Source organism: Shewanella sp., from assembly GCF_047975355.1.
Taxonomy (GTDB): Bacteria; Pseudomonadota; Gammaproteobacteria; order Enterobacterales; family Shewanellaceae; genus Shewanella.
In genome coordinates this window covers 1-23,382 of sequence record NZ_JBKEDJ010000061.1, presented here as the reverse complement: position 1 = coordinate 23,382, position 23,382 = coordinate 1, and the positions used below count along the sequence as shown (strand labels likewise).

Here is a 23,382-nt window from a genome sequence, read left to right as displayed (position 1 = left end):
TAACGAGATGGGTCGCCCTCACTCAGCTTGAGTACAGCGGTATTCCCACACAAACCATTTGTAAGGAACTATCATGCACACCACTTATACAATTGGCGAACTCGAGTCGTTCTTAATTGCTATCTTCGTGCTGTTTATTGGCCATTCCATCAATCGCCATGTGCGTGTTTTTAGACAATACAATATTCCCGAACCTATCGTTGGCGGACTGGTCGTCGCCGCCGTCGTGGCCTTTTTACATTTCCAAGACATCACCCTCGCCTTTAGTTTACCCATGCAAAATACCTTAATGCTGATGTTTTTCAGTACGATAGGTTTATCGGCAAACTACAAGCTGCTGCTCAGTGGCGGCAAAAAAGTGTTTATCTTCCTCGGCGCCGCTTCGGTCTATATCGTCATTCAAAATGCTGTCGGGGTAAGTCTTGCAAGCCTCCTCGGTTTAGACCCCATCTTAGGCCTTATCGCTGGCTCGATTACGTTGTCAGGCGGCCATGGGACAGGTGTTGCTTGGTCACAAACCTTTGCCGAAAACTACGGCATCAACACCTTAGAGCTTGCCATGGCGGCGGCCACCTTTGGCTTAGTCATGGGCGGCATTATCGGCGGCCCCGTCGCGCAGCGATTAATTGGCAAACACAATCTGGTCTCAAGCTACGGCATGGGCCGTAAACACCACGCCACGCATCCTCAACTGGTAACCTACGATCAGCTCGAAGAAGACCAAGTCACCGCTAAGACAATCATCGAAACCCTGTTTGTACTGCTGATCTGCGTTGCTGGAGCCAAATGGTTTACTGTGTTTGTCAGTGAATATCAGCTGAATTGGCTCAAGATGCCGGACTTTGTCTATGCCCTGTTTCTTGGGGTGATCATAGCCAACATCACCGAAGTAACCCGAGGTTATAACCCCCATACCGAGAGTATCGATGTGATAGGTACTGTGGCGCTGTCGTTATTTCTTTCTATGGCCTTAATGAACCTCAAGTTGTGGGAAATTTTGGATCTGGCTATTCCATTGCTGATTATCCTGCTGGTGCAAACCGCAGTGCTGGCGGTATTCGCCTATTTTGTGACCTTTAAAATCATGGGCAGCAACTATGATGCGGCGGTGATCACCGGCGGTCACTGTGGCTTTGGTATGGGCGCTACTCCTACTGCGGTGATGAATATGGGCGCACTAGTATCACGCACAGGCCCTTCTCCGCAGGCCTTTATGGTGGTACCGATTGTCGGCGCCTTCTTTATCGATATAGTCAATTTAATTGTATTGCAGGGCTACCTCAGCTTTTTGATGTAAGTACACAACATTTTATCATCAAACAAAAATGGCGCCGATAAGGGCGCCATTTTTTATATCACGTGAAGAGTGAAATCTAAGAACAAATTAGAACGCGCGCATCATGCGTTCTGGCCGCGGCAAGTAATAATCGTTGTAATCCAATGAGAAGACCACTGAGCTTGAGCGGCCAACAATCTCCCCCCTGGGTACAAAACCTATAACTCTTGAATCGGCACTGTTATCTCGATTGTCCCCTAGCGCCAAATACTGGTTATCAGGAACCGTAACTGGGCCAAAATTAGCCAGCTGCGAGGGCTGCGGATTGAGACGAATACTGTGCGCTATGCCGAGTAGATCCTCCTGCCATTCGGTGACATTCTCCGGCGCATAGGCACTTAATGTTTGCTGTGTATATGCGAGTGGTTTGCCATTTAAATACAAGCGATTATCCCGCATCATCACAGTATCACCGGGTACGGCAATCACCCGCTTAATCAGCTTTTTATCGGCTTTTTTAGAGTCGAACACGATAATATCCCCACGTGTTGGGTCTGCAAGTTTAACGAGTGGGATATGGGTAAATGGCACTCTGATATCGTAAGCAATCTTATTCACTAGAATGCGGTCGCCCTCAACAATCGTCGGCAACATAGAACCTGTCGGTACTGTATTCCAATCGGCCACCGCGCTCCTGAACACCAGCATTAGGCTGATAAACAATAAAATGGAGCGGTTATCTTTAAGTAATGTTCTTATTCCTTTAAACATTCTGTTTGTCTCCCAATGGCTAAAATCCTGCACTCAAGTTATCTGGTTATCCAGTGCTCTCGGTATCAATTGTCTGACTTGCGCAAGCAACTCTTTCTCGTTTAATAGACTCATAAATATTGGCTAAGTTCGTAGCGGATAACACTTTGCTTTTATCCATTTGTAAGCCAATGTGACAAATGCTCAAACTTAGCCTCAAGCTAAAACAATCCAAATAACCGCCAATAAATAAGCACTGGTTTAAGCCAGTGCTTATTTTTTACATTTTCACTTTACAAATAATGGTGTTACGGCATTTGCCTTAACCCCAAACTCGCATCATCTTAAGCGCCCGCTTTTAATAATTCGGCGCAGGATTGATTGAGTAATTGGCGGCAGCGCCAAACACCCAGCAGCGCGACTAACAAGGCGCCGCAGACAGGGGCAATCCCCCACCAGGGCCAGTGCATATACACATTAAGTTCAAATACTTGGGTCTTTAACAGATACAGCGCAAATTCGGCCACTATCACTGCAAGCACCCCAGCTATGCCCCCCAGTAACGCAAATTCAAGCCCAGTGGCGCTACGCAGTAACCAGCCAGAAGCGCCAAAGGTGCGCAGCACTGCGAGTTCACGCTGGCGTGTCGCCATTCCCGCCTCGGTTTGCGCGATAAGCACTAAAGAACTGGCCAGTAAGACGAGAACCAAGACCAACGTCAGCGACAGGGACACCTGCTCAATAATCTGCCGCAATTGCCCTACCATAGCGCCGACATCGATAATCGACACAGTTGGGAACTGCTGGATAAGTTCGAGGATCACTGTGTTCTTCGGAGCATCACTCCCTTGCACATCCGGTTTTTTGTCGTCGAGGTAGAAGCTTGCCATCGAGGTATAGGCAAAGGGCGCCAGCGCTTCTTGAGTGAAGATCATAAAGAAGTTTGGCTGCATGGTTTCCCAGTGCACGGCACGGACACTAGCGACCTTGACCTTAAGCTCTTGGTTATCAATTGTATAAGTCAGCGTATCGCCCAACTTTAGCCCTAAACGCTCGGCAACACCTGACTCGACAGAAACCTCATCCGCCGCCTGATTAAAATGCCCTTCGACCAACTCGTTGTTGGCGGGCAAGGTATTGCGCCAGGTGAGATTAAGCTCGCGGGAAATTCCTACTCGCCCCTTCTCTCCCGCTTCGGCCTGCTCGTCGGAAATCAAGGTTTCACCATTGATTTGAGTCAAGCGGCCGCGAATCACGGGATAGATATCCGTTGCAGCTATGCCCTTTTGCGCCATAAAGTCATTTAATGGCTTAGCATCATCGGGAGCGATATTGACCAAGAAATAGTTGGGCGCATTCTCGGGCAGCTGTTTTTGCCACTCGTTCAGTAAATCCTGCCTCAGGGCCAAAATGGTCAGTAGCAATACCAAGGCCGCACTAAAGCCCACTAATTGCACCGCATTTTGCCGCGCGCGGCGGCGTAAACCCGCGAGTGCCAGTTGCAAGGGATTGGTGGTTTTCATACCGACACTGTGACCAAGGCGGATCATCACAAAGCCTAAAATACTCAGCAATACGCCGAGTAGCATCACAGCCGCGACCACCGTCAGTGTCAACGCCCAGCTTTGGGAATACAAATATCCCAACAGCGCCATCGCCCCTAAACTTAAGAGTAAATGCAGCCACATGCCGAGCTGCAAACCTTCGAGTTGCCTTTGTAATACCCGCAGCGGCGGAATCGCCAGCAAACGCATTAAAGGATAGGCCGAAAACATAAAGGCGCTGATAAGCCCTGTGCTGATCCCAAGCAATAGCGGCCGCGTCAACGGCGGCGAATAGGCAGCGATTTCAGGGGGTAACAGTTGATTAATGCCTAAATCCAGCAGTGCCCCGCCGATTAACCCCAGCACAATGCCAAACAGTGTCACCAGCAGTAAATGGATACCGAATAGTCGACGGATTTGAGTTGATGAGGCGCCAAAGGTTTTGAGCATGGCGACCACATCATAATGACGTTGGCAGTAACGCTGGGCAGCAATCCCAATCGCGGCGCAGGCCAGCGCAATACCGAGCAAGCTTGCCAGCAGTAAAAAACGCTCCGCCCGCTTCACCGCGCCCGCAATCGGTGAGTCGCCAGACTGCACATCGACCCAGCGCTGGGAATTATTCAGCAGCGGTTTAACGCTATTTTCAAAGGCGCTTAAGGCGCTTTCGTCACCCGCAAACTGATACAGATACGTCACTCGGCTGCCGGGTTGGATTACCCCTGTCTTGGCGACATCTTCAATCCGCATTAATACCACGGGGGAAGAAGCGAACGGATTAAAACCCGCATCGGGTAAGCGACTGATTTCTTGACTTAAACTAAACTCACTGTTGCCTAATTCCAATGTTTGCGGGTATCCCAAGAGTCCCCCTAAGCGACTCTCGAACCACACTTCATCGGCCAGGGGCAAGCCTTGAGCTTTGACATCTTGGCCATTGTCCGCTTTAAGTTCGATATCTCCCTTAAGTGGATAACCAGACTCAACCGCCCGTACTGTGACTAACTGAAACTTATCCCCCGCATACACCATGGAGTTAAATTGCATATTGGTCACATGCTTAAGACCAAGCTCATCGGCCTTGGCCAGAATGCTGGCGTCAATTTGAACGGGAGAGTCGATAATGCGATCGGCGGCGATAAACTGGGTCGCTTGCCCGTTGATCGCGACTTGCAAGCGCTCACTGACCCGCGCAAGACCGCTAACCGACAGCACCGCCAAGGTAATGGCGAGGATAATCAATAACAACTGCCCCTGTTGCAGCTCGCGCTTAAACAGGCGCCATGCCAAATTAAGCTCCATGGGTTAGGCCTCCTTGGCGCTTAATTCAAGGTTGCTATTCACATTGTGCGATAAGGCCGAATCGAACTCTTCCTGCAAGTGCCCGTTATCCATAACCAGTTGCCGCTGGCAGCGTTTCGCCAGTTGCAAGTCGTGGGTGACGAGGATGAGCGTGGTGTGGCTCTCTTGGTTCAGCTCAAACAACATATCGGCAATTTTATGGCCGTTAACACTGTCCAAATTGCCGGTTGGCTCATCGGCAAAAAGTACTTTAGGTTCACAGATAAAGGCGCGAGCAATGGCTACCCTTTGCTGCTCGCCGCCGGATAGCTGTTTAGGTAAATGGGTCAAACGGTGGGATAACCCCACGCGTCCCAGCATGGTCTCGGCCTTCTCCTTGGCATTTTTAACCCCAGCAAGCTCGGCCGGCAGCATCACATTTTCGAGGGCAGTTAAGGTATCAACTAACATAAAAGATTGAAAAATAAAGCTCACTTTTTGCTTACGCAGCGCGGCTTTCTGTTCTTCATTAAGCGGTGATAGAGCCTGCCCATCGAGCCAAATCTCCCCTGCCGTCGGGGTATCGAGCGCGGCGAGTAAGCCAAGTAGCGTCGATTTACCCGAGCCCGAGGGCCCTAATATCGCAACACTTTCCCCCTGCTTGACATCTAAGTTAATGCCCTTGAGGATAGTGAGCGAACCTTCCTGAGTAGTCACCGATTTTTCGAGGTTAACAACATTGATGGCACTGTTTTTTGAAACGACGTTTGACATAGGATCCTTCTTATACAAATCGTTCTTGCGTCAATCGCTAAGATGCAAGCCGATGGCAAAGGCCGTGAGCGCCTGCATCCTGTTAAGTCTGTTTATAACCACGCCAGTTCAGGCGGCGAAAGTGTTGATCCTCGGCGATAGCTTAGGTGCCAGCTATGGCATGTCGGAACAAGTAGGCTGGGTGGCGCTGCTGCAAAAAAATTTACCCGAGCATGAATTTACCAATGGTTCGGTGAGCGGTGAAACCACGGCGGGTGGATTGCGTCGTTTGCCTGCACTGCTCGATTCCGTAGCCCCCGATTTAGTGGTGGTCGAACTCGGTGGTAACGATGGTTTACGTGGATTCCCCCCGACGCAACTCAAAAATAACCTAATCCAAATCATTACCCTAGCTAAAAATAGCGGCGCTAAAGTGCTACTGACCGAAATCATGGTACCGCCTAACTATGGCCCTCGCTATACCCAAAAGTTCACCCAAGTGTATCAAGAGATTGCTAAAGACGAGGAGATTGCATTAATTCCCTTCTTTATGCAGGACATTGCTCCCCATCCTGAGTTGATGCAAAGGGACGGAATTCATCCCAATGAAAAGGCCCAAGAAAAGATAGCGACTTGGATGCAACCTTGGATTGAAAAAGCATTAACTCGATAAAATCGCTGCAATTTTAAGCTAATAAACAGCTTGCTGATGTAAAGTTGCATTTAAGCGATAAAAACATGCTCCAACGCAACATTAACGCCTTAGAGAAACAGTAAAATTCGTGTTAGCAAATGGTTAACCCAACAAGGAGTCAATATGTCCCTTAGCCATCAGCAAAAAGTGTACATACCCAAGGAAGCTCGTACCAACCAGTACATCACCGCCGAAATTAAAGTCACGGATGAATTGCTGGCGCAATACCCCGATTACCACAGCTGTTATCAAACCTTAAGCCGCGTCATTTTTAACTTGGCAGAACAACACGATCTCCGTAACGTTCATGTGATCACTAACGATAAACTGCCAGTCGTGCGTTACCATACCGAGGCCTATTGTTTCCAAACCGCTGAACAAATTCTGTTTTTTTACAATCCCGCCTACCACGAGGCACAAAACCTGTTCACCGAGGACAACTACCGCGCCCGCAAACTGCGTATTGTGTTCTTAGCGACTGGCGATGAGATCCGCAGCAACTCGGCCAATTTCCACAACCGTGTGCGGGGACTCCTAAACGAATTAATGCCTAAGCTGCCGATTAAAGATCTCAAGGTAAAGATCCGCGACCACCAGCACTTATCCTATGATTTATTCGCCAAATCAAAAGGCAATAAAGAAACCTATGGCTATAAGCTCAGAGCCATAGCACCAAGATACAAGGCAAGAAAATGTGAACTGCCCGAAAATGTCAGCTCACTCACCTATGTCACCGTCAGCCTGCCGCTGAGTCGCAAACTCAAACAAGGTTTACTACCAGAGTCGGCAACGGACTTTAGCCCGTTATATCAACATCTTGAAGATAACTTCCTCAAGGCCGCTGCCAATAGGCAACTGACCCGTTTAGCCATGGTGGCCAACGGCCTAACGCCCTTAGTGCGCAACAGCAAGTTTGAGAAACTCGACAGCAAGGCCGAAGTACAAATGATTGGTTTTGACCCGAATGCGACTGAGCAGCAAGTGATCCGCCGCTGGGATGCCGACAACTTAGTCGAAGCCGCGCATTTTACTATCGTCGCGGGCGCCAAGGACTGTGATGACTCAGGCTATGGTCGTTTTATGAATAACGTCGAAGCCGCACTTAAAACCTTTGCCGCCGAGATTGGGCTCGATCCAGAGCGTGAAGATCTGGTGGTGCGCTTCCACCAGCACATTAGCTACCAGCTCTAAGCTCATTCGCTGTAACGCCATCTAAAACAAAGGGCGCAAAATGCGCCCTTTGTTATGGTGAATAGGGTAACGTGATCACAATAACTGCCACCTAAGATTCTCACCAACAAATCAAGACCTCATTCCTTCTACACAATATCCTGCTCCAATCGCCAATAACAATGATCAATAATCAATTGCAGTGATCACTATCCATCTTCGCACGTTGCACCATTTTGGCCACATTTCACATTGCCTTTTGCTGCCCCTAGCGCATTCTGTTAACGAAATAATAACAAAAAGCAGGAGCACCTATGTTCAACAAAACGACACACCCACTGGCGAAGAAGGGCGTTAAGGCGACACCACGCCACCTTTTGCCGATCAACTCACACAGGAATAAAAACCAAGGTAAGGCGAATTGGCTGATGCCAACAGGGGTCGCCCTACTGATGGCGTTTAATCTCACGGGTTGTTTTTCTGACGATGATCCAGCACCAGAGGTAGTCACGCCCCCCGTGGTTCAGCCCCCTGAAACGGGCCCCACCTTCCCCGAAGGCGCCATCAAAATCCTACCGGGGGATAATCTCACTACCCGAATTCAAGAAGCCTTAATCAACGCCCAAAGTGGCGCTGTGATTGTACTACCAAAGGGCACCTTTAATATCGACTCGACATTACTGTTCGATGGCGACGTGGATGGGGATGGCAGTTATGCCAAAAACGTCACTATCATGGGCTATGGGATGAAGGACACTATCCTCAATTTTGCCCAAGCCAACTCTGGGGATGGGATTTTCGTGCAGAATGCGCTGAACATTACCATCCAAGATCTGTCGGTCAATGAGGCCAAAAACAACGGTATCAAGCTTAAAAACACCAATGGCATCATACTGCGCCGCGTGGGGGCGGTGTGGGAGGGCGAACTCGACAAAGATAATGGCGCCTATGGTCTATATCCTGTTGAATGTGAAAACATTCTGATTGAAGACAGCTATGTCCGTGGTAGTGCCGATGCGGGTATCTATGTGGGTCAGTCTCAATATATTGTGGTGCGCCGCAATATCGCCAAGGAAAACGTTGCTGGGATTGAAGTCGAAAACTCTAAATATGCCGATGTGTATGACAACGAAGCCATGGGCAACACCGGCGGGATTTTAGTGTTCGACTTGCCGATCAACAACCATAGATACGGCTCTAGTGTGCGAATTTTCAACAACAAAGTGTATGACAACAACACGCCTAACTTCGCCAATGCTTCGGCCAACCCCGCTGGGGTGCATATAGTGCCGCCGGGGACTGGGGTGATTGTACTGTCTACCGCGGATGTGGAAATCTTCAATAACGAAATTACCCACCACGATACCTTAGGGGTGACTATCAGTAGTTTCTTTATTGCGGAACCCGACATGACCTCCTTTGTCGGCAACTATGGTCAACCAGGTCAAGCCATTGAAGACGGTTGGCGCCCAGTACCACGTAATATTTACATGCACGATAACCTGATCACCGACTATGGAAGTAAGCCTAAAGGTTATTTAATTCAAGATATTATCCGTGCGTATGTCATCAGTCACGGCACCCTGCCCGGCGTACTCTACGACGGCTTAGGGGAAATGCTTGCCAATAACGGCACCGCCGCTTACCTAGGTTTAAAAGAGGCGCCCTTTGCCGCAGATGGCAGTGATAACGTCTGCGCCAGTGATAACGGTGATGTGTCCTACGGCAGACTCTATGCCAACAGCAACACCGATATCAGTATCGCCGATGTGCAATACGAGAAGACCCAGAACAATCTGCTGAAATGTACCCAAGTGAGCCTACCCGTACACACAGTCACCTTCGCGGGCCAAGTGTTTGGTTGCGGGGTTGACGATAATACCGCAGGCTGTGATGGCGGCGTGCTCGTTGGCGGCGGTGGCACTATCGGTGAAGGCGAAGGTGGTTTAGTGGGTGATGGTGACCAAAGTCTTTGTCAGGCGACGGGGTCAAACGTCAGTTGGGATGCGCTGCTAAAAGCAAACTGTCCTAAACTGTCGGATTACAATCTGTTTAGCGATGCCAAAAACCCCACGGCAGGGCCCAATTCGGGCGGTGTCCCTTACGATCTTAACACTCAACTCTTTACCGACTACGCCAGTAAATACCGCTTTGTGTATTTGCCTTCGGGACAAAAAGCCAGTTACTCCGAAAACGAAGCCTTTGATTTCCCTGTGGGTAGCGTCATCGTTAAAACCTTTGCCTTGCCAAGCGACACCAGTAAACGCGGTATCAATAACGAGAGTTTGATTGAGACCCGTTTGCTGATCCATCGCCCAACCGGCTGGAGCGCCCTACCCTATGTGTGGAATGCCGATAAGACAGATGCCACATTGGCCAAAGCCGGTGCAATTAGCAGCCAAACCTTAAGCCATAAAGGAGAAAGCCTCACCTTTAACTATATGGTCCCGAGCATGAACCAATGTAAGCAGTGTCACCAGTTTAAAGCCGATGACAACAGCAACGCCGTGTTTGTGCCAATTGGTCCTAAGGCGCGCCATTTAAACCGCAATTATAGCTATCAAGATGGCACCATGAACCAACTGCTGAAATGGGAAAGCCTAGGTATTTTGCAGGGATTACCAAATCTGAGCCAAGTACCACAAGTGCCCGCCTACCACGATGGTGACGAAGCAACAGTCGCAAGTTTAAGCGATAGCGCATTAATGCAAACGGCTAAGGGTTATCTCGACATCAACTGCGCCCATTGCCATAGACCCGAGGGCAACGCCTCTAACACTGGCCTTAAACTCGAGTACTGGCGTGGCTACAGCGATGATGCGGGTTTCTCCCACGGTACCTGTAAATCGCCAGTCGCCTATGGCGGTGGAAACTTAGGTTTTGACGTAGTGCCCGGCAATGCCGCAGAGTCCATCATGCACTTTAGAATGCAAAGCACGACCCCAGGCGATCGTATGCCTGAAATTGGTCGCAGCTTATCCCATGATGAAGGCGTGGCGCTGATCAGTGAATGGATAAAACGCCTGCCCGCGGCAAGCTGCTCGCACTAGCGTTAACGGTAACAATGGGTGAAAGCAGGCTTGCAATCACCCACTTGCTTACCACTCCAAGGCAGAGCAACACCCTGACAGAGCAACACCCTGACAGAGAAGGCCGACTTAGGCCTTCTTATTTCAAGCAACAGCTTAAAGAGCGGATAATCCGATGAAAAACCGCCTAACACTTATCGCGATCTTCAGTTTAACGATTCTAGTAACAGCCTGTGGCGGTGACAGCCAAAGCAGCGACAATGGCCAAACGCCTACTCCGCCGACGACACCGACTGTACCGACAACGCCCGCCGGTTTGTGCGTGAATACGACTGGGCAAGTTAACTGGCCCGCCTTAATGACAGAGGACTGCCCGGAATTAAGTCAATATGGTATCTTTATCGACCACGCAAACCCCACCGAGCAGCCGCAAGCGCCGGGATTTAGTTATCAACTCGCTACACAGCTGTTTTCTAATTACGCCAGTAAATACCGTTTTATCTATTTACCCGCAGGCAGCAGCATGCAATACCAAGCGCAGGAGGCATTCGAGTTTCCAACTGGCGCCGTGCTGGTCAAAACCTTTGCTCTGCCCCAAGATACAGCTATCACAGGCATAGCCAACGAAACCCTTATCGAAACACGGCTATTGATAAAACGCTCCCAAGGCTGGACGAGTCTAGTTTATCAATGGCAACAAGGTGAAGCAAAGCTGCTAACCGCGGGCGCAAGCGTGTACCATACCCTGATTAATCAGGGCCAAAGCCAAAGCTTCGATTACAGCATACCAAGCCGCGCCGAGTGCAAAATTTGCCACCAAATCAATCAAGATAACAGTAGTCAAATCATTCCGATTGGCCTTAAAGCCCACCTCTTGAATCGCGATATCATCGACCAAGGGCAAAGCGTCAATCAACTCAGTCTCTGGGCCAAACAAGGCACGCTTGAGCAGTTACCCGAGTTAAGCCAAGTGGCTAAAACCTATGCCATAGACAACCTCCAAGCCGATTTAACCAGCCGCGCTAAGGGCTATTTAGATGTTAACTGCGCCCATTGCCACAGCGCCAAAGGCTATGCCAGCATCTCCGGCTTACGGCTTGGGTTTTATATCGACCATACAAATTATCAATATGGGATCTGCAAACAACCACCCGGCTGGGATGGCGGTGCTAAAGGACTCGATTACGATATCGTCCCCGGCAATGCCGACCACTCGATTTTGCTCTATCGCCAAACGCTGTCAGAACCTAAGGACCGCATGCCGCCCATCGGCCGCAACCTTGAGCACCAAGAAGGCGTGGAATTAATTCGTCAATGGATAGATTCACTGGCACCGAGTTTAGGGACTTGTACATAGATGGATGACTAGCGGTTATCAACACTTCAGAAAGAGATACAGGCAATATGGCTGTATCTCCACTCAACCGCCAAATGACTTAACCGCGGTTTTAACAGCAACGTTCAGTAAATAGCCTCATTTAGTTAGCCCGTTCACCCACCATTAAGCCTACTAAAATACCCAGGCGGATGGCCAATCCAATGCTTAAAGGATTGACGGAAATGGCTAACATCGCTGTAGCCTAAGGTCTCGGCAATCGCCGAGATATCCAGCTCGCTAGCTAAAATCAACTCGACCGCCCTTTGACAACGCACCTGATCGACTAAACGTTGATAACTCGAGCCAAGCTGTGCCAGCTTACGCCGCAAACTACGATCGCTCATATGCAGTTGCGTTGCTATTTCATCTAAATGCAGTACTTGGGGAAAATGTTCGTGGATTACACTCAGCACGGTTTCAATAAAGGATATGGTCGCAACAGAGGATGTAGTCTCGGTATAGGCAGGGAAAGGATAATTGATGGCAAGCGCTAGATAATTAAGAGAAATACTCCATTCGTAATATTCGCAATTAAACTGCACTTTTGCACCCGTAGCCTCAGTTAAAAAACGGTCATCACGGGCAGGTTCGGCCAAATTGACTTGGCTGAGCCTTATCGTCGCCCCTGTCAACTCTCTGGCAAGTCCCAGCAGCGACCCAATGCTGTGCAGAAACTGAAATCCATATTGTGCCTTATCGATACGGCCGGTATTGAGCCAGCGAATACAGATACAATTCTCTTCGAGGCGAACTAAAGAATCGGTAAAACTGCCAACTAATTGGGGATGATTAACAACAAACTGCAGGCAGGCCTGTAAAGAGGCCAGCGGTGCAAGATGTGGTAAGAGCACATCCAAACTGCTCACTCGATAACTGAGACCCAACTTAGTACCAATATCCGGGTCGTCGCACTGCAAACGCAAAAACTCCATCGCATATTCCACCTGCCAGACAAAGACAAACGTGCAATGATTAAGCTCAGCCCGACCAACACCAATATGGCCGCAAACTTGCTGCAAGGCTTTTTCGCCTAACTGCGAGGCAATAAAATCGAGAATATTACGCAGCTCAAATGCGGGATAGGTTTGATCGCCCACCATCAGGTTCGTCTTGTAGTCGACGCGCTGTAACATGGAAAAATCCTTAATATGATTTGTTCAGCTTTTAATTCCCTAGGTGATTAGTTGTATAAGATCTCGCTTATTTTGAATAGTCTTAAACCAAACTTAATGTTAAAAAAATGTATTATTTTATTTCGCGTCCGGACAAAACAAAAACGCCTGCATATTCGCAGGCGTTTCATCAGGAGTGAGTTAGCTCGTCGGCTTACATGGGACGATTTTTCTCAACTAATCGATTAAAAATCGCATTAACCGATAAAGACGCACCATGGGCGATTTTATCTGCCAGTTTCTTACGGACTTGATAGCGCAACTTGTAGACAGTACGTTCGCCAGCTAACTGCATTAACACATCATCACTGGTTGAAACCGCGTCGATTAGGCCTAATTCAATCGCCTGTTGACCATACCAATGTTCGCCCGTGGCCACCTTGGCTAAATCAAGCTGAGGGCGATACTTGCTCACAAAGGCTTTGAACAGCACATGAGTTTCTTCCAGTTCCTGTTGGAACTTCTGTCTACCTTCGTCAGTGTTTTCGCCAAAGACGGTTAAGGTGCGCTTAAAATCACCGGCGGTGTGTTGCTCGTAGTCGATTTCATGCTTTTTGAGCAAACGGTTGAAGTTAGGCAATTGGGCAACCACGCCGATTGAGCCCACAATTGCGAATGGCGCGGCATACACTTTGTTTGCCACACAGGCCATCATATAACCACCACTGGCGGCGACCTTATCCACGCAAATCGTTAATGGGATTTCGGCCTGACGCAGACGGTCAAGCTGGCTAGAGGCCAGACCGTAGCCATGCACCATGCCACCGCCACTTTCGACATTCACCACCACTTCGTCGCCCTTTTCGGCTATGGTTAAAATCGCACTGATTTCTTCCCGTAGAGAAGCTACTTCGGCAGCATCAATACTACCTTTAAAATCAATAACAAAAACTTTGCCTTTGCTGTCTTCTTCGGCCGCTTTTTCCTTCGCCTTTTCGTCCGCTTTCAGCTGTTTTTCGTAGGCTTTAAACTGCTTCTTCGTCAGCAGTTCTTCCTTCAAACTGTGTTTGAGTTCTTCGAGCTCTTCTGAAAGATTGGTGATCCTCAGTTCACCTTTATCCGATTTGTGCTTCACCGTGGACGCGAGCACCACAATAATCACAGCAACAAGCGCAACCACAATTGTCACGGCTTTCGCTAAAAACATGCCATATTCGTATAGAAATTCCAAAGTACTCTCCGTTGGGGCCTAAGGTGATCCGGTTTAGTGCGCGCTATTCTAACAGCCTACAGCGCCATAAAAAAACCCAGCAAAGGCTGGGTTTTTAGGATTTTACACGCGACTAGTTAGAACAGGTCGCAATCACGCTTGGATCGGTGACAAAAATTGTCGCTTCACCTTTACCTGCGGTAGAAGCATAGGTCGCCACTTGAGTTTGCATCTCAACCGTTGCCGCAGCAGCCATACCATCCGTTGAACTCTTCTCGCTTGGGTCAACAATTGAGCTATGGTGACCCTTAGCAAAACGCACCGCACCAGAACCTTTGGTGGTTGCATCCACACAAGGCAGACCGATTGCCGAAATCAATGGCTCAGTGCCTGAGAGTGGGAAGTTATCGACACGATTTGGTAACACCTGGTCAGGTAAGTTGCCGTTACCATCACCCGCAATTTCGATTAAATGTACGGGTAATCCTGTTGCTTTCAACATGCCTGCATGGTTAACCGGATCCGCCGAATCCACCGCCGTTTGCACCGCAAAGGCAAAGGTTGGAATAAACTGCGCGTACACCCCTTGTACTAATGCCGCATATTCAGGGCTGCCTGGCTCGTATCCCGCAGTATTGGCCTTATCCACTAATGCTTGGAACGTCGATGAGGCTGTGACGTTGCTAAACAACACTGGTCCAAAGGTCGCAGAACCGGCAAATGCGCCCGCTAAACCACCCGCAGGAGCCGCCAGAGAGACCGCATTGATGGCATAAGGGTTAGGCAGTGTTTCACCCGTAGTTGGGTGTTTCATACCCGTGCTAGCGTATGTGGCAAAGTCAGTACCGACAATCGCACCTAAACTTAAGCCCTGTGCGCTGATCTTAGAGACATCAAATACTTGTGGTTGATTAGCCTGCGCGAGCCCCTGCGCTAAGCCCGTTAGAGCTAAACGTACGCCAAGATGATCCATGGTTGCCTGACGGAAGTTATCCCGCACCGATAGCGTACTTGAGATATTAACGAAGACTAACGGATTACCATTTTTAAAGGCATCTGGCGTACCAATCACATTCCCAAAGGAAGGATCGGTTGCAGATACTTCATAGATACCATCAGCATTAGCATCAAATGAACGGGCGCCGTGCAAAGGCATATCGATAGCCACAGTTGCCACCCCCATGGCCGCATAGCTACCCGCATAGGCTAATGACATTTCCTTACCGCCACCTAAACCATGCAGCGCACTCGTCGTTGGCCAGCCAGAAGTCGGTGGCGTAAAGGTTAACCCCTGCTGCTGATAGAAGGCCGCGAGTTTGGTCGCATTTGGCATAGAAATCAGTACGGGAACTATTTCATAGCCTTTAATCGCAGGGATTGGGTTAAATTTGGTTAAATGCTTGGTTTTGTCCGCTGCAGTTCCATCGTCTAACAACCAGGTTTTACCCGCCATCAAAGAAGGATTAGCTAAGGCATCAGCAGGGTTAGCAATACCATTAGCTACCGCCTGCATACCAAAATTGGTTTGACTTAAAGTACCCGCTTGCAGCGCTAATAATACAGATACAGGGCTATCGCCTTGGGCTTTCCAGCGGCCATTGATAAGTGGTTGACCTGCGGATGATAAGCAGCTCACCGAAGAACAGTCGCCGTAAATAGGCAGCTTAATTTTAGCAGTAAAGACGTCGGCTAGATTCGACACCACATAGGCCGTGCCATCTGCTGGAGTTAAACCAGCAGCTTGCGCCACAGTGTAACCCGCTGGGGTTGGCATTTGCGCAAAACTTGGGGCGTAAGGAGCGCCCTGTGCCATCAAGAGTTTTGTGGTTTCATAAACATTGGCAACAGACTGAGTGGTAAACAGGCCTGAATAGGTAATGGTTGAAGTATCAACATTGTGCGCCGCAGCAATCCCTTTCTCATAGCTATTAATTAAGGTCTGTAGCATCAATTGATCGGGGGTTTCTAAGGGTAAAGTATCAATATCCATCTTCAACGTACTATAGGTAGTTGAAGGAGCAATGCCTCGTCCCTCTGAATCTTGGATTAACTTGGTTGTTGCATAGATATAAGACTTACCCGCTTTAAGCGGTTTGAGTGGAACGATAACGACTTTATTGCCCGATGCCGTTGAGACGAAATCCACTCCAAATTGTAATTCTGCGCCGACTTTACAAGCGGATACTGAAGGTTTAGTTGTACATTCAGGATCCGATGACAATGGACCACCCACAGTGGCCTCGAACATTCTCACAGCGCCAGGTTGGGCAACCGATGCTGCCATCAAAGTGAGTTGAGTGCCATCATGGTCTTTTGCTAAATCGATATCGATTGAAATGGGTGATGTGGTTGACCATCCATCTAAGGCACCAAGGGCAATTTGCGGATCGACATAGTTCCCCGAACTTTCACCCGGGATTGATAAGGTGCCATCGGTGGTGCCGCTGAACAGCAAATCATTAGGCAAAGGCACTTTAGCATTCGCGGGGTCGAACACCATATGGGATTCAGGGATGAGTGGCTCTGTCTTATCCTTGAGTTCATTATAACTGTCCTCGCCACATCCTGTGAGGCCCAGTGCTGATGCAATCGCAACACACAAAATGAGTCTTTTCATTTTTTTTCCCCAAATCTTGTTGTAATAGTTTTGTTTTCCCCAAGAAATTAGTCACAATAGCGCAAAAGCTATGACTAATAGGGCTTATGTTAGCCCCTAACTCGTTTCAAGTTAACGTAAAAACATTGAGTTAGCCACAAGTTTGTCACAAACATTTTAGCTATTTATAACAAAGTTTCATTCATTTGTTTGAAACATGCGTTTAGCAATTCGGCGACTCTAGAAGTGGCGGGCATTTTCGCCAAGAGGAATAAAAGGCTCATGTTGGAATATCAAGCAGCAAAAGATTTACTCAAAGATAAAACCATTCTGGTAACAGGCGCAGGTGCTGGCATTGGTCGCGCAGCGGCTATCGAATTTGCCAAACACGGCGCAACCGTAATTTTACTCGGTAAAACCGTCAAAAAACTTGAAGCCGTATACGATGTTATCGAACAGGCGGGTTACCCAACGCCAGCCATTGTACCGTTGGATTTAAAAGGCGCGACCGAACAAAACTACCGCGATATGGCAGAAACCATTGGCGAGCAGTTTGGTCATTTAGATGGATTACTGCACAATGCCAGTTTACTCGGCGCCTTAGGCCCGTTTGAACATATCGATATTCCATCACTAGAAGATGTACTTAAAGTCAACGTCACCTCACAGGTCATGCTGACCAAGGCTCTGTTGCCTATTATGCGTCAAGCACCCAGTGCCTCGATTATCTTTACCTCAAGCAGTGTTGGCCGTCAGGGCCGCGCCTACTGGGGCCCCTATGCCTTCTCTAAATTTGCTACCGAAGGCATGATGCAAGTGCTCGCCCACGAATGTGATGGCACTTCAGTGCGGGTTAATAGCATTAATCCAGGCGCGACTCGCACCGAAATGCGTGCTAAAGCATACCCTGCCGAAAATCCATTAGATTTAAAAACAGCCGAAGAAATCATGCCGACGTACCTGTATTTAATGGGACAGGACTCTAGTGACATTAACGGTCAGCAGTTTAACGCTCAATAAGCAACGCAGATCTAACGCACTAAGTAAAAATAAAGGGAGCCCTACGCTCCCTTTATTTTTTATCGGCCGCAGAAAGCAAAAAAGGCCGCAAGCGGCCTTTTTACAGAGAGACTTAACATCACTCGAATGATATTAACTGCGCTGACGTGTTGGCTTAACCTTAGGCGTCGCTGTCACTTTATGCTTGCGTACGGCGCGGCGAATTTTAGCACTCTTCACCTGAGCACGGGCCACACTGTGTTTATCGGCGGCCAGCATAGTGCGAGTTTCAGGTTCAAGACCCGCTAATTGGCGCAGGTAGTTAACTTGCTCAATAGGCAATTCAACCCAGCCACCACGAGGCAGAGATTTAGGCAATTCCACCATACCGTAACGCACACGGATAAGACGGCTTACTTGTACCTCTTGAGATTCCCACAAACGGCGCACTTCACGGTTACGACCTTCGCGTAAACATACGTGCCACCATTGGTTCATGCCCTCACCACCCGCGGCTTTAATGGCATCAAACTGCGCCATACCATCTTCCAACATCACGCCGGTACGCAGACGTTGTACCGCAGCCTCTGGTACTTCACCAAAGGTACGAACTGCGTATTCGCGTTCAACTTCGTTAGACGGGTGCATCAAACGGTTTGCCAATTCACCATCAGAGGTAAACAGCAATAGGCCTGAAGTGTTGATATCCAGACGGCCTACCGCAACCCAACGGGAGTCACGCACTTTCGGCAAACGGTCAAACACGGTTGGACGACCTTCAGGGTCTTTACGGCTACAAATCTCACCTTCGGGTTTGTGATAGGCCAGCACGCGGCAAATCACATCGTCGGCGGACTTAAGCGAGACGGCTCTACCATCGATGCGAACCTTCGCATCGGCTTCGATACGATCGCCAAGATTGGCAATCACGCCATCAATACTAACTCGGCCTGCAGCAATCCATGCCTCCATCTCACGACGGGAGCCATGGCCTGCACGGGCCAAGACTTTCTGCAATTTTTCACTCATTAGTATCTTGCTCTTCTGACTGTTCAGGCGTTACTTTCAAACCTGAAAATACCGCCTGCAATGACTCAGTATCCGTAAGCGCAGGTAAATCCGCTAGGGTATCTAAGCCAAAATAGGCTAAAAATTCTAAGGTCGTGGCGTAGAGTGCGGGTCGCCCCGGGACTTCTTTGTGGCCAACGACTTTAATCCAATGTCTATCTGACAAACTTTTAATGATATGGCTACTAATGGCCACACCACGCACCTGCTCAATATCGCCACGGGTCACGGGTTGACGATAGGCGATCACCGCCAAGGTTTCTAATGTTGCCCGCGAATACTTGGGTGCTTTTTCCTGCCACAGGGGCTGCAAAAAAGGACTCAGGACTTCCAAGGTCTGGAAGCGATAACCTCCAGCCACTTTCACAAGTTGAACACCCCGTTCCTGATAATCCTGCTGCAACTCTTCCAATGCGGCTTTGATTTTGTCTCTGGAAACACTGAAATCCGCCAACACGGTTTCTTTCAACATTTTCACCGACAAGGGTTTCCCCAATACAAACAGACTCGCTTCTATAAGCTGTTTTAATTGAATTGGATTTATCTGCATCAATTAATAGGCCTTTACGTAAATAATTGAAAACGGCTCTGTTTGGTACAATTCCACTAATAGTTCTTTGACCAATTCCATCAGCGCTAAAAAGGTCACCACCACACCAGCTCGGCCTTCTTCGACACTGAATAAACGCTCAAAGGGCATAAACGTCTCGCTATTAAGCATGGCTAAAATTTGGCTCATGCGCTCGCGGGTCGATAACTGTTCACGCTTAACATGATGATCTTCGTTGGCATCGATACGTTTAAGCACTTCGCCAAAGGCGCGAGCGATTTCAAATAACGATACATCAGGCGGGATCACCAAAGGTTTAATATTCGGTGAAGGTGCCGCGGTTGCTTGAAACACATCGCGTTCAAGCCGAGGTAAATCATCAATTTTTTGCGAGGCTTCTTTGATTACCTCATAGGCCTTCAATTGACGGATCAACTGAGCCCGTGGATCTTCCTCCACTTCATCTTCCGCCACCATACGCGGCAGCAGCAGACGGGATTTTATCTCAGCCAGTGTTGCCGCCATGACCAAATAATCCGAGGCCAGTTCGATACGCGCCTGAGTAAGCATCGCGATATATTCTAAATATTGCGCGGTGATCTGCGAAATGGGTAAATCGACAACATCTAATTTTTGCTTACGGATCAGATATAAAAGTAAGTCGAGCGGCCCTTCGAAGGACTCCAAGAACACTTCTAACGCCTCAGGTGGAATAAACAAATCCTGTGGCATTTCGGTCATCGCCTGACCGCGAACAACGGCTAAGGGTAAACTTTGTTGCGTGCCCTGCATCCGCTATCCCCATGTAAAACAATCGTTTTTAAACGGTTGTAGATGACTGACTCATACCCGAACTGAGCACAGTCTGAACTGTGCCCACGCCAAACGCGCGATTATACCCGCAATTGAGCGGCGATAATACTGTCAAATGATGGTTTTATCGCCTTAATCTCTTAGGATAAATAGCGGTTAGAGAAAGGGGGTAACGTCACCAGCGCCTTCACGCAGCACTTCGAAACCATCTTCCGACATATCGATGACCGTGGTCGGTTTCTCACCTAAGTAACCGCCATGCAGGATCACATCCACTTGATGTTCTAACAGGTCGCGAATGTGCTCAGGATCCGATTCAGCAAAATCACTATTTGGCATCACCAAACTGGTCGACATCAGCGGCGCATCTAACGCTTCGAGCAGCGCTAAGGCAATCACATTGTCTGGCACGCGGATACCAATGGTTTTCTTCTTGTCATTTTGCAGACGACGTGGCACTTCCTTACTCGCCTTAAAGATGAAAGTGTAAGGTCCTGGCGTGCAGCTTTTTAAGATGCGATAGGCCTGATTATCCACCTTGGCATAGGTCGCAAGCTCAGATAAGTCGCGGCACATTAAGGAAAAATTATGATCGTGCTCGATTTGGCGAATGCGGGTAATGCGCGTCATCGCGTCTTTCTCGCCAATCATACAACCTAGGGCATAGCCCGAATCGGTTGGATACACAATTACGCCGCCGGACTTCAGCACAGCCACGGCTTGACTAATCAGACGTGTCTGTGGATTTACTTCGTGTACATAAAAAAACTGACTCATGGTCGTTCCACCCAAGATCCCGACTGCCAGACCCAATCAATACCTTGGGGCTGGTAGAGATTTTTACCTAGTTCAATCCAATTGCTTGGAAAGTGAAAATCACTCCCTATCGATGCAAGCAACTGATTTTGGACACTCAGCGCCACTAAATTGGCCCTATCGTCCACCGTTTGTTGGCCGAGCACCACTTCCATGGCATCCCCGCCTGCTTCTTTAAATTCTCGCACTAAACGCTTTAACCATTTGGCCGACAGCTTATAACCGCTTGGATGGGCCAATACCGCGAGGCCGCCCGCGTTGTGGATCACCTCAATCGCACTGGCCATATCGCCCCAATTGTTGGGCACATAACCGGTTTTACCGCGAGCTAAATAGCGTTTGAACACACTTGGCATATCCACCGCGTGGCCATTATCGGCAAGCCAACGTGCATAGTGACCACGGCTTATGGCGGCTCCTGCAGCGAGTTTTTTAGCGCCCTCATAGGCGCCTTCAATCCCGGCTTTAGCCAAGCGATGGCCGATTTCTTCGGCGCGCTGCTCACGCAACTCACGCTGATGTGCTAAAAAGCCTAATAACTCGGTATGGGTCTCATCAAAGTTGAGCGCCACAATGTGAATATCGTAGCTATTCCAACGGGTTGAAATCTCAACCCCAGAAATCAGTTTTAACGGTTCGGCCTGCTCTTGATTAAAGGCGCGGGCTTCACTTAAGCCTGCAACCGTATCGTGATCCGTAATCGCAAATAACTGCACACCCTTTTCAAGGGCTCTGGCGACCAGCTCGGACGGCGTGAGATGACCGTCGGATGCGGTCGTGTGGCTGTGCAAGTCAGCCAATATGCTTTGAGTATTCATGCCGTTATTGTACGTGAATTTAAGATGAAATGTGCATTTATCTCACACTTTATCCGGCAGGAACGGTATTCGGTACAGTGATTTAGCGGCGTTAATCCATCATTTTGAAAAATATTCAATTGACTTTCACCTCAGGCTCATGTTTTCTATAGCTCAACTAACGAATTATTGAGACCCTTTTGAATGACTAAGATTAACGCTTCTTTCAACATCATTTGTTGGTGGCACTTCCCAACTTAGCGGGTGGTGTGAAGCTCTGTGCTCATTTGAAAGTAACAGAATCATCAAATATGCCCGCAGAAATGCGGGCTTTTTTGTTGGTGCGAAAAATGTCTGCAACGCGGTAAACGGATAAAAAGCGAGATAAGCATGACCCTAAAGACATTTAATCAGGTTAACCAAGTTGATGGCGCGCATTTTACCTCGTCTCAACAGACATTCGCACGTTCACATACGCTCAAGGCGTCGCTGGCATACCATAGCGACCCACTGCGTCTGTACCAGCATATCACTCAAGATGCGCCCCATACCATGTTGTTGGAATCGGCAGAAATCGACAGCAAGGAAAATCTTAAGAGCATGGTGATGACCCATGCGGCGCTGATGATCCGCTGCGATGGCTATCGTTTACGCTTTAGCGCACTGAGTGACAATGGCGTCAGTTTACTCGCCCCCATCGAGCAATTTTTTAGTGCTCGTTCAAACCAAACTCAATGCCAACGCGATGGCCACAACTTAGTGGTCACGCTGCAAAAGGACACTGAGCTTAAGGATGAAGATGCCCGCTTAAAATCCACCTCGCCCCTCGATGGTTTGCGCTTGTTTGTAAAGCATATCGACTGTGGTCAGACGCCGGCATTCGAAGACTTATTTTTAGGTGGCGTGCTCTCCTACGATTTGATTGATACCGTCGAGCCACTGCCAGAAGCACCAAATGGTGCAAACGATTGTCCTGATTATTTATTTTATCTCGCCGAAACCTTAATTCTTATCGATCACAAGCAAAAGCAAGCCGAGATCATCACCCACAACTTCAGTGAAGGCACAGAAAAACATTCAGGGGTGACCCAAGCCTTAACCAAACGAGCAGAAAACATCCGCGCCCAATGTGAAGCCTTAGCCAAGAATGCAACACCTGCGCCCGCACTCGTTGGCATAACGGCCACAGAGCAAGTGAATGTCAGTGATGAAGCCTTTAAGCAAACCGTTGTCGATTTAAAAGAGCACATTATTGCCGGTGACATATTCCAAGTGGTGCCTTCACGCAGCTTTAGCCTGCCCTGCCCCAATACCTTAGGCGCTTACCGCGCGCTGCGATTAACCAACCCCAGCCCCTATATGTTTTATTTCAGGGGCCATGACTTCACCCTGTTTGGTGCCTCGCCCGAGAGCGCGCTGAAATATGAAGCCAGCAATAATCAAGTCGAAGTCTACCCGATTGCAGGCACCCGTAAGCGCGGCAAAACAGCCAGCGGCGAGATTGATTTCGACCTCGATAGCCGTATCGAACTCGAATTGCGTTTGG

The 23,382-nt window shown here is 48.8% G+C and carries 18 protein-coding genes and 1 other annotated feature; of the genes, 7 read left to right on the top strand and 11 right to left on the bottom strand.

The annotated features are described in order from the left end of the window. Window positions 1–73 precede the first annotated feature (73 nt). Entirely contained in the window at window positions 74–1,297 is a 1,224-nt protein-coding gene (gene gltS / locus ACK5NH_RS15855; RefSeq protein ID WP_416921627.1) for a sodium/glutamate symporter, read from the top strand. An 87-nt stretch (window positions 1,298–1,384) separates the two neighbouring features. Here the strand turns inward: gltS and lepB are convergent, their stop codons facing one another. The 3 genes from lepB to ACK5NH_RS15840 all read right to left on the bottom strand — a co-directional run bounded on the left by lepB (window position 1,385) and on the right by ACK5NH_RS15840 (window position 5,625). Continuing rightward, window positions 1,385–2,047 carry a signal peptidase I gene (gene lepB / locus ACK5NH_RS15850; RefSeq protein ID WP_416921625.1) on the bottom strand — a complete coding sequence of 221 codons (663 nt, stop codon included), beginning with the start codon at window positions 2,045–2,047 and terminating at the stop codon, window positions 1,385–1,387. 323 nt (window positions 2,048–2,370) lie between these two features. Further along, complete coding sequence (locus tag ACK5NH_RS15845) at window positions 2,371–4,872, bottom strand: ABC transporter permease (RefSeq protein ID WP_416921623.1); 2,502 nt, start codon at window positions 4,870–4,872, stop codon at window positions 2,371–2,373. A gap of 3 nt (window positions 4,873–4,875) precedes the next feature. After that, window positions 4,876–5,625, bottom strand: coding sequence for an ABC transporter ATP-binding protein (locus tag ACK5NH_RS15840; RefSeq protein WP_416921621.1), 750 nt, complete (start codon window positions 5,623–5,625; stop codon window positions 4,876–4,878). Between the two features lie 52 nt (window positions 5,626–5,677). On the opposite strand from ACK5NH_RS15840, the gene ACK5NH_RS15835 reads away from it, so the two are divergent. The 4 genes from ACK5NH_RS15835 to ACK5NH_RS15820 all read left to right on the top strand — a co-directional run bounded on the left by ACK5NH_RS15835 (window position 5,678) and on the right by ACK5NH_RS15820 (window position 11,854). Next, the gene (locus tag ACK5NH_RS15835) at window positions 5,678–6,277 is read left to right on the top strand and encodes an arylesterase (protein ID WP_416921619.1); all 600 of its coding nucleotides are present in this window, start codon (window positions 5,678–5,680) and stop codon (window positions 6,275–6,277) included. Between the two features lie 144 nt (window positions 6,278–6,421). Then, window positions 6,422–7,489, top strand: coding sequence for a DUF3083 family protein (locus ACK5NH_RS15830; protein WP_416921617.1), 1,068 nt, complete (start codon window positions 6,422–6,424; stop codon window positions 7,487–7,489). A 293-nt stretch (window positions 7,490–7,782) separates the two neighbouring features. Beyond that, window positions 7,783–10,518, top strand: a complete 2,736-nt coding sequence (locus tag ACK5NH_RS15825) for an SO2930 family diheme c-type cytochrome (RefSeq protein WP_416921615.1) — start codon at window positions 7,783–7,785, stop codon at window positions 10,516–10,518. Window positions 10,519–10,672: 154 nt separating this feature from the next. Further along, a complete protein-coding gene (locus ACK5NH_RS15820) occupies window positions 10,673–11,854 on the top strand; it encodes an SO2930 family diheme c-type cytochrome (protein WP_416921613.1) in 1,182 nt (393 codons plus the stop codon). A 134-nt stretch (window positions 11,855–11,988) separates the two neighbouring features. Here ACK5NH_RS15820 and ACK5NH_RS15815 read toward each other — a convergent pair whose 3' ends face one another. The 3 genes from ACK5NH_RS15815 to ACK5NH_RS15805 form a co-directional block, all read right to left on the bottom strand. Next, window positions 11,989–13,008, bottom strand: coding sequence for a helix-turn-helix domain-containing protein (locus ACK5NH_RS15815; protein ID WP_416921611.1), 1,020 nt, complete (start codon window positions 13,006–13,008; stop codon window positions 11,989–11,991). Between the two features lie 193 nt (window positions 13,009–13,201). Then, entirely contained in the window at window positions 13,202–14,218 is a 1,017-nt protein-coding gene (sohB, locus tag ACK5NH_RS15810) for a protease SohB (RefSeq protein WP_416921609.1), read from the bottom strand. A gap of 112 nt (window positions 14,219–14,330) precedes the next feature. Further along, on the bottom strand, window positions 14,331–16,814 hold the full coding sequence (locus tag ACK5NH_RS15805) for a VolA/Pla-1 family phospholipase (RefSeq protein WP_416921607.1): 2,484 nt from the start codon (window positions 16,812–16,814) through the stop codon (window positions 14,331–14,333). A gap of 261 nt (window positions 16,815–17,075) precedes the next feature. On the opposite strand from ACK5NH_RS15805, the gene ACK5NH_RS15800 reads away from it, so the two are divergent. After that, the gene (locus ACK5NH_RS15800; protein ID WP_416921605.1) at window positions 17,076–17,813 is read left to right on the top strand and encodes a YciK family oxidoreductase; all 738 of its coding nucleotides are present in this window, start codon (window positions 17,076–17,078) and stop codon (window positions 17,811–17,813) included. A 132-nt stretch (window positions 17,814–17,945) separates the two neighbouring features. Here ACK5NH_RS15800 and rluB read toward each other — a convergent pair whose 3' ends face one another. From rluB to rnm, 5 genes are all read right to left on the bottom strand, one after another. Then, window positions 17,946–18,821 (bottom strand): 23S rRNA pseudouridine(2605) synthase RluB, encoded by an 876-nt coding sequence (rluB, locus tag ACK5NH_RS15795; protein WP_416921603.1) that lies wholly within the window; start codon window positions 18,819–18,821, stop codon window positions 17,946–17,948. Continuing rightward, complete coding sequence (gene scpB / locus ACK5NH_RS15790) at window positions 18,814–19,410, bottom strand: SMC-Scp complex subunit ScpB (RefSeq protein WP_011622248.1); 597 nt, start codon at window positions 19,408–19,410, stop codon at window positions 18,814–18,816. Before scpB ends, rluB begins: the two co-directional genes overlap by 8 nt. 3 nt (window positions 19,411–19,413) lie before the next feature. Next, window positions 19,414–20,202, bottom strand: a complete 789-nt coding sequence (locus ACK5NH_RS15785; RefSeq protein WP_416921600.1) for a segregation and condensation protein A — start codon at window positions 20,200–20,202, stop codon at window positions 19,414–19,416. A gap of 177 nt (window positions 20,203–20,379) precedes the next feature. Then, complete coding sequence (locus ACK5NH_RS15780) at window positions 20,380–21,000, bottom strand: L-threonylcarbamoyladenylate synthase (RefSeq protein ID WP_416921598.1); 621 nt, start codon at window positions 20,998–21,000, stop codon at window positions 20,380–20,382. Beyond that, entirely contained in the window at window positions 20,997–21,857 is an 861-nt protein-coding gene (rnm, locus tag ACK5NH_RS15775) for an RNase RNM (RefSeq protein WP_416921596.1), read from the bottom strand. The genes ACK5NH_RS15780 and rnm overlap by 4 nt, the downstream gene beginning before the upstream one ends. 213 nt (window positions 21,858–22,070) lie before the next feature. Continuing rightward, window positions 22,071–22,175: a sequence feature (Trp leader region), on the top strand. A gap of 51 nt (window positions 22,176–22,226) precedes the next feature. On the opposite strand from rnm, the gene ACK5NH_RS15770 reads away from it, so the two are divergent. After that, a partial coding sequence (locus tag ACK5NH_RS15770) for a chorismate-binding protein (RefSeq protein ID WP_416921594.1) occupies window positions 22,227–23,382 on the top strand: 1,156 nt, incomplete at its 3' end.

Excerpts from the sequence above, each read along its gene's own strand:
- ACK5NH_RS15780 (WP_416921598.1), bottom strand. The coding sequence starts at position 21,000 with ATGAGTCAGTTTTTTTATGTACACGAAGTAAATCCACAGACACGTCTG.
- rluB (WP_416921603.1), bottom strand. The coding sequence starts at position 18,821 with ATGAGTGAAAAATTGCAGAAAGTCTTGGCCCGTGCAGGCCATGGCTCC.
- ACK5NH_RS15845 (WP_416921623.1), bottom strand. The coding sequence starts at position 4,872 with ATGGAGCTTAATTTGGCATGGCGCCTGTTTAAGCGCGAGCTGCAACAG.
- ACK5NH_RS15820 (WP_416921613.1), top strand. The coding sequence starts at position 10,673 with ATGAAAAACCGCCTAACACTTATCGCGATCTTCAGTTTAACGATTCTA.
- lepB (WP_416921625.1), bottom strand. The coding sequence starts at position 2,047 with ATGTTTAAAGGAATAAGAACATTACTTAAAGATAACCGCTCCATTTTA.
- ACK5NH_RS15830 (WP_416921617.1), top strand. The coding sequence starts at position 6,422 with ATGTCCCTTAGCCATCAGCAAAAAGTGTACATACCCAAGGAAGCTCGT.
- ACK5NH_RS15840 (WP_416921621.1), bottom strand. The coding sequence starts at position 5,625 with ATGTCAAACGTCGTTTCAAAAAACAGTGCCATCAATGTTGTTAACCTC.
- ACK5NH_RS15805 (WP_416921607.1), bottom strand. The coding sequence starts at position 16,814 with ATGAAAAGACTCATTTTGTGTGTTGCGATTGCATCAGCACTGGGCCTC.
- ACK5NH_RS15785 (WP_416921600.1), bottom strand. The coding sequence starts at position 20,202 with ATGCAGGGCACGCAACAAAGTTTACCCTTAGCCGTTGTTCGCGGTCAG.
- ACK5NH_RS15825 (WP_416921615.1), top strand. The coding sequence starts at position 7,783 with ATGTTCAACAAAACGACACACCCACTGGCGAAGAAGGGCGTTAAGGCG.
- ACK5NH_RS15835 (WP_416921619.1), top strand. The coding sequence starts at position 5,678 with ATGGCAAAGGCCGTGAGCGCCTGCATCCTGTTAAGTCTGTTTATAACC.
- gltS (WP_416921627.1), top strand. The coding sequence starts at position 74 with ATGCACACCACTTATACAATTGGCGAACTCGAGTCGTTCTTAATTGCT.
- ACK5NH_RS15815 (WP_416921611.1), bottom strand. The coding sequence starts at position 13,008 with ATGTTACAGCGCGTCGACTACAAGACGAACCTGATGGTGGGCGATCAA.
- rnm (WP_416921596.1), bottom strand. The coding sequence starts at position 21,857 with ATGAATACTCAAAGCATATTGGCTGACTTGCACAGCCACACGACCGCA.
- scpB (WP_011622248.1), bottom strand. The coding sequence starts at position 19,410 with ATGCAGATAAATCCAATTCAATTAAAACAGCTTATAGAAGCGAGTCTG.
- ACK5NH_RS15800 (WP_416921605.1), top strand. The coding sequence starts at position 17,076 with ATGTTGGAATATCAAGCAGCAAAAGATTTACTCAAAGATAAAACCATT.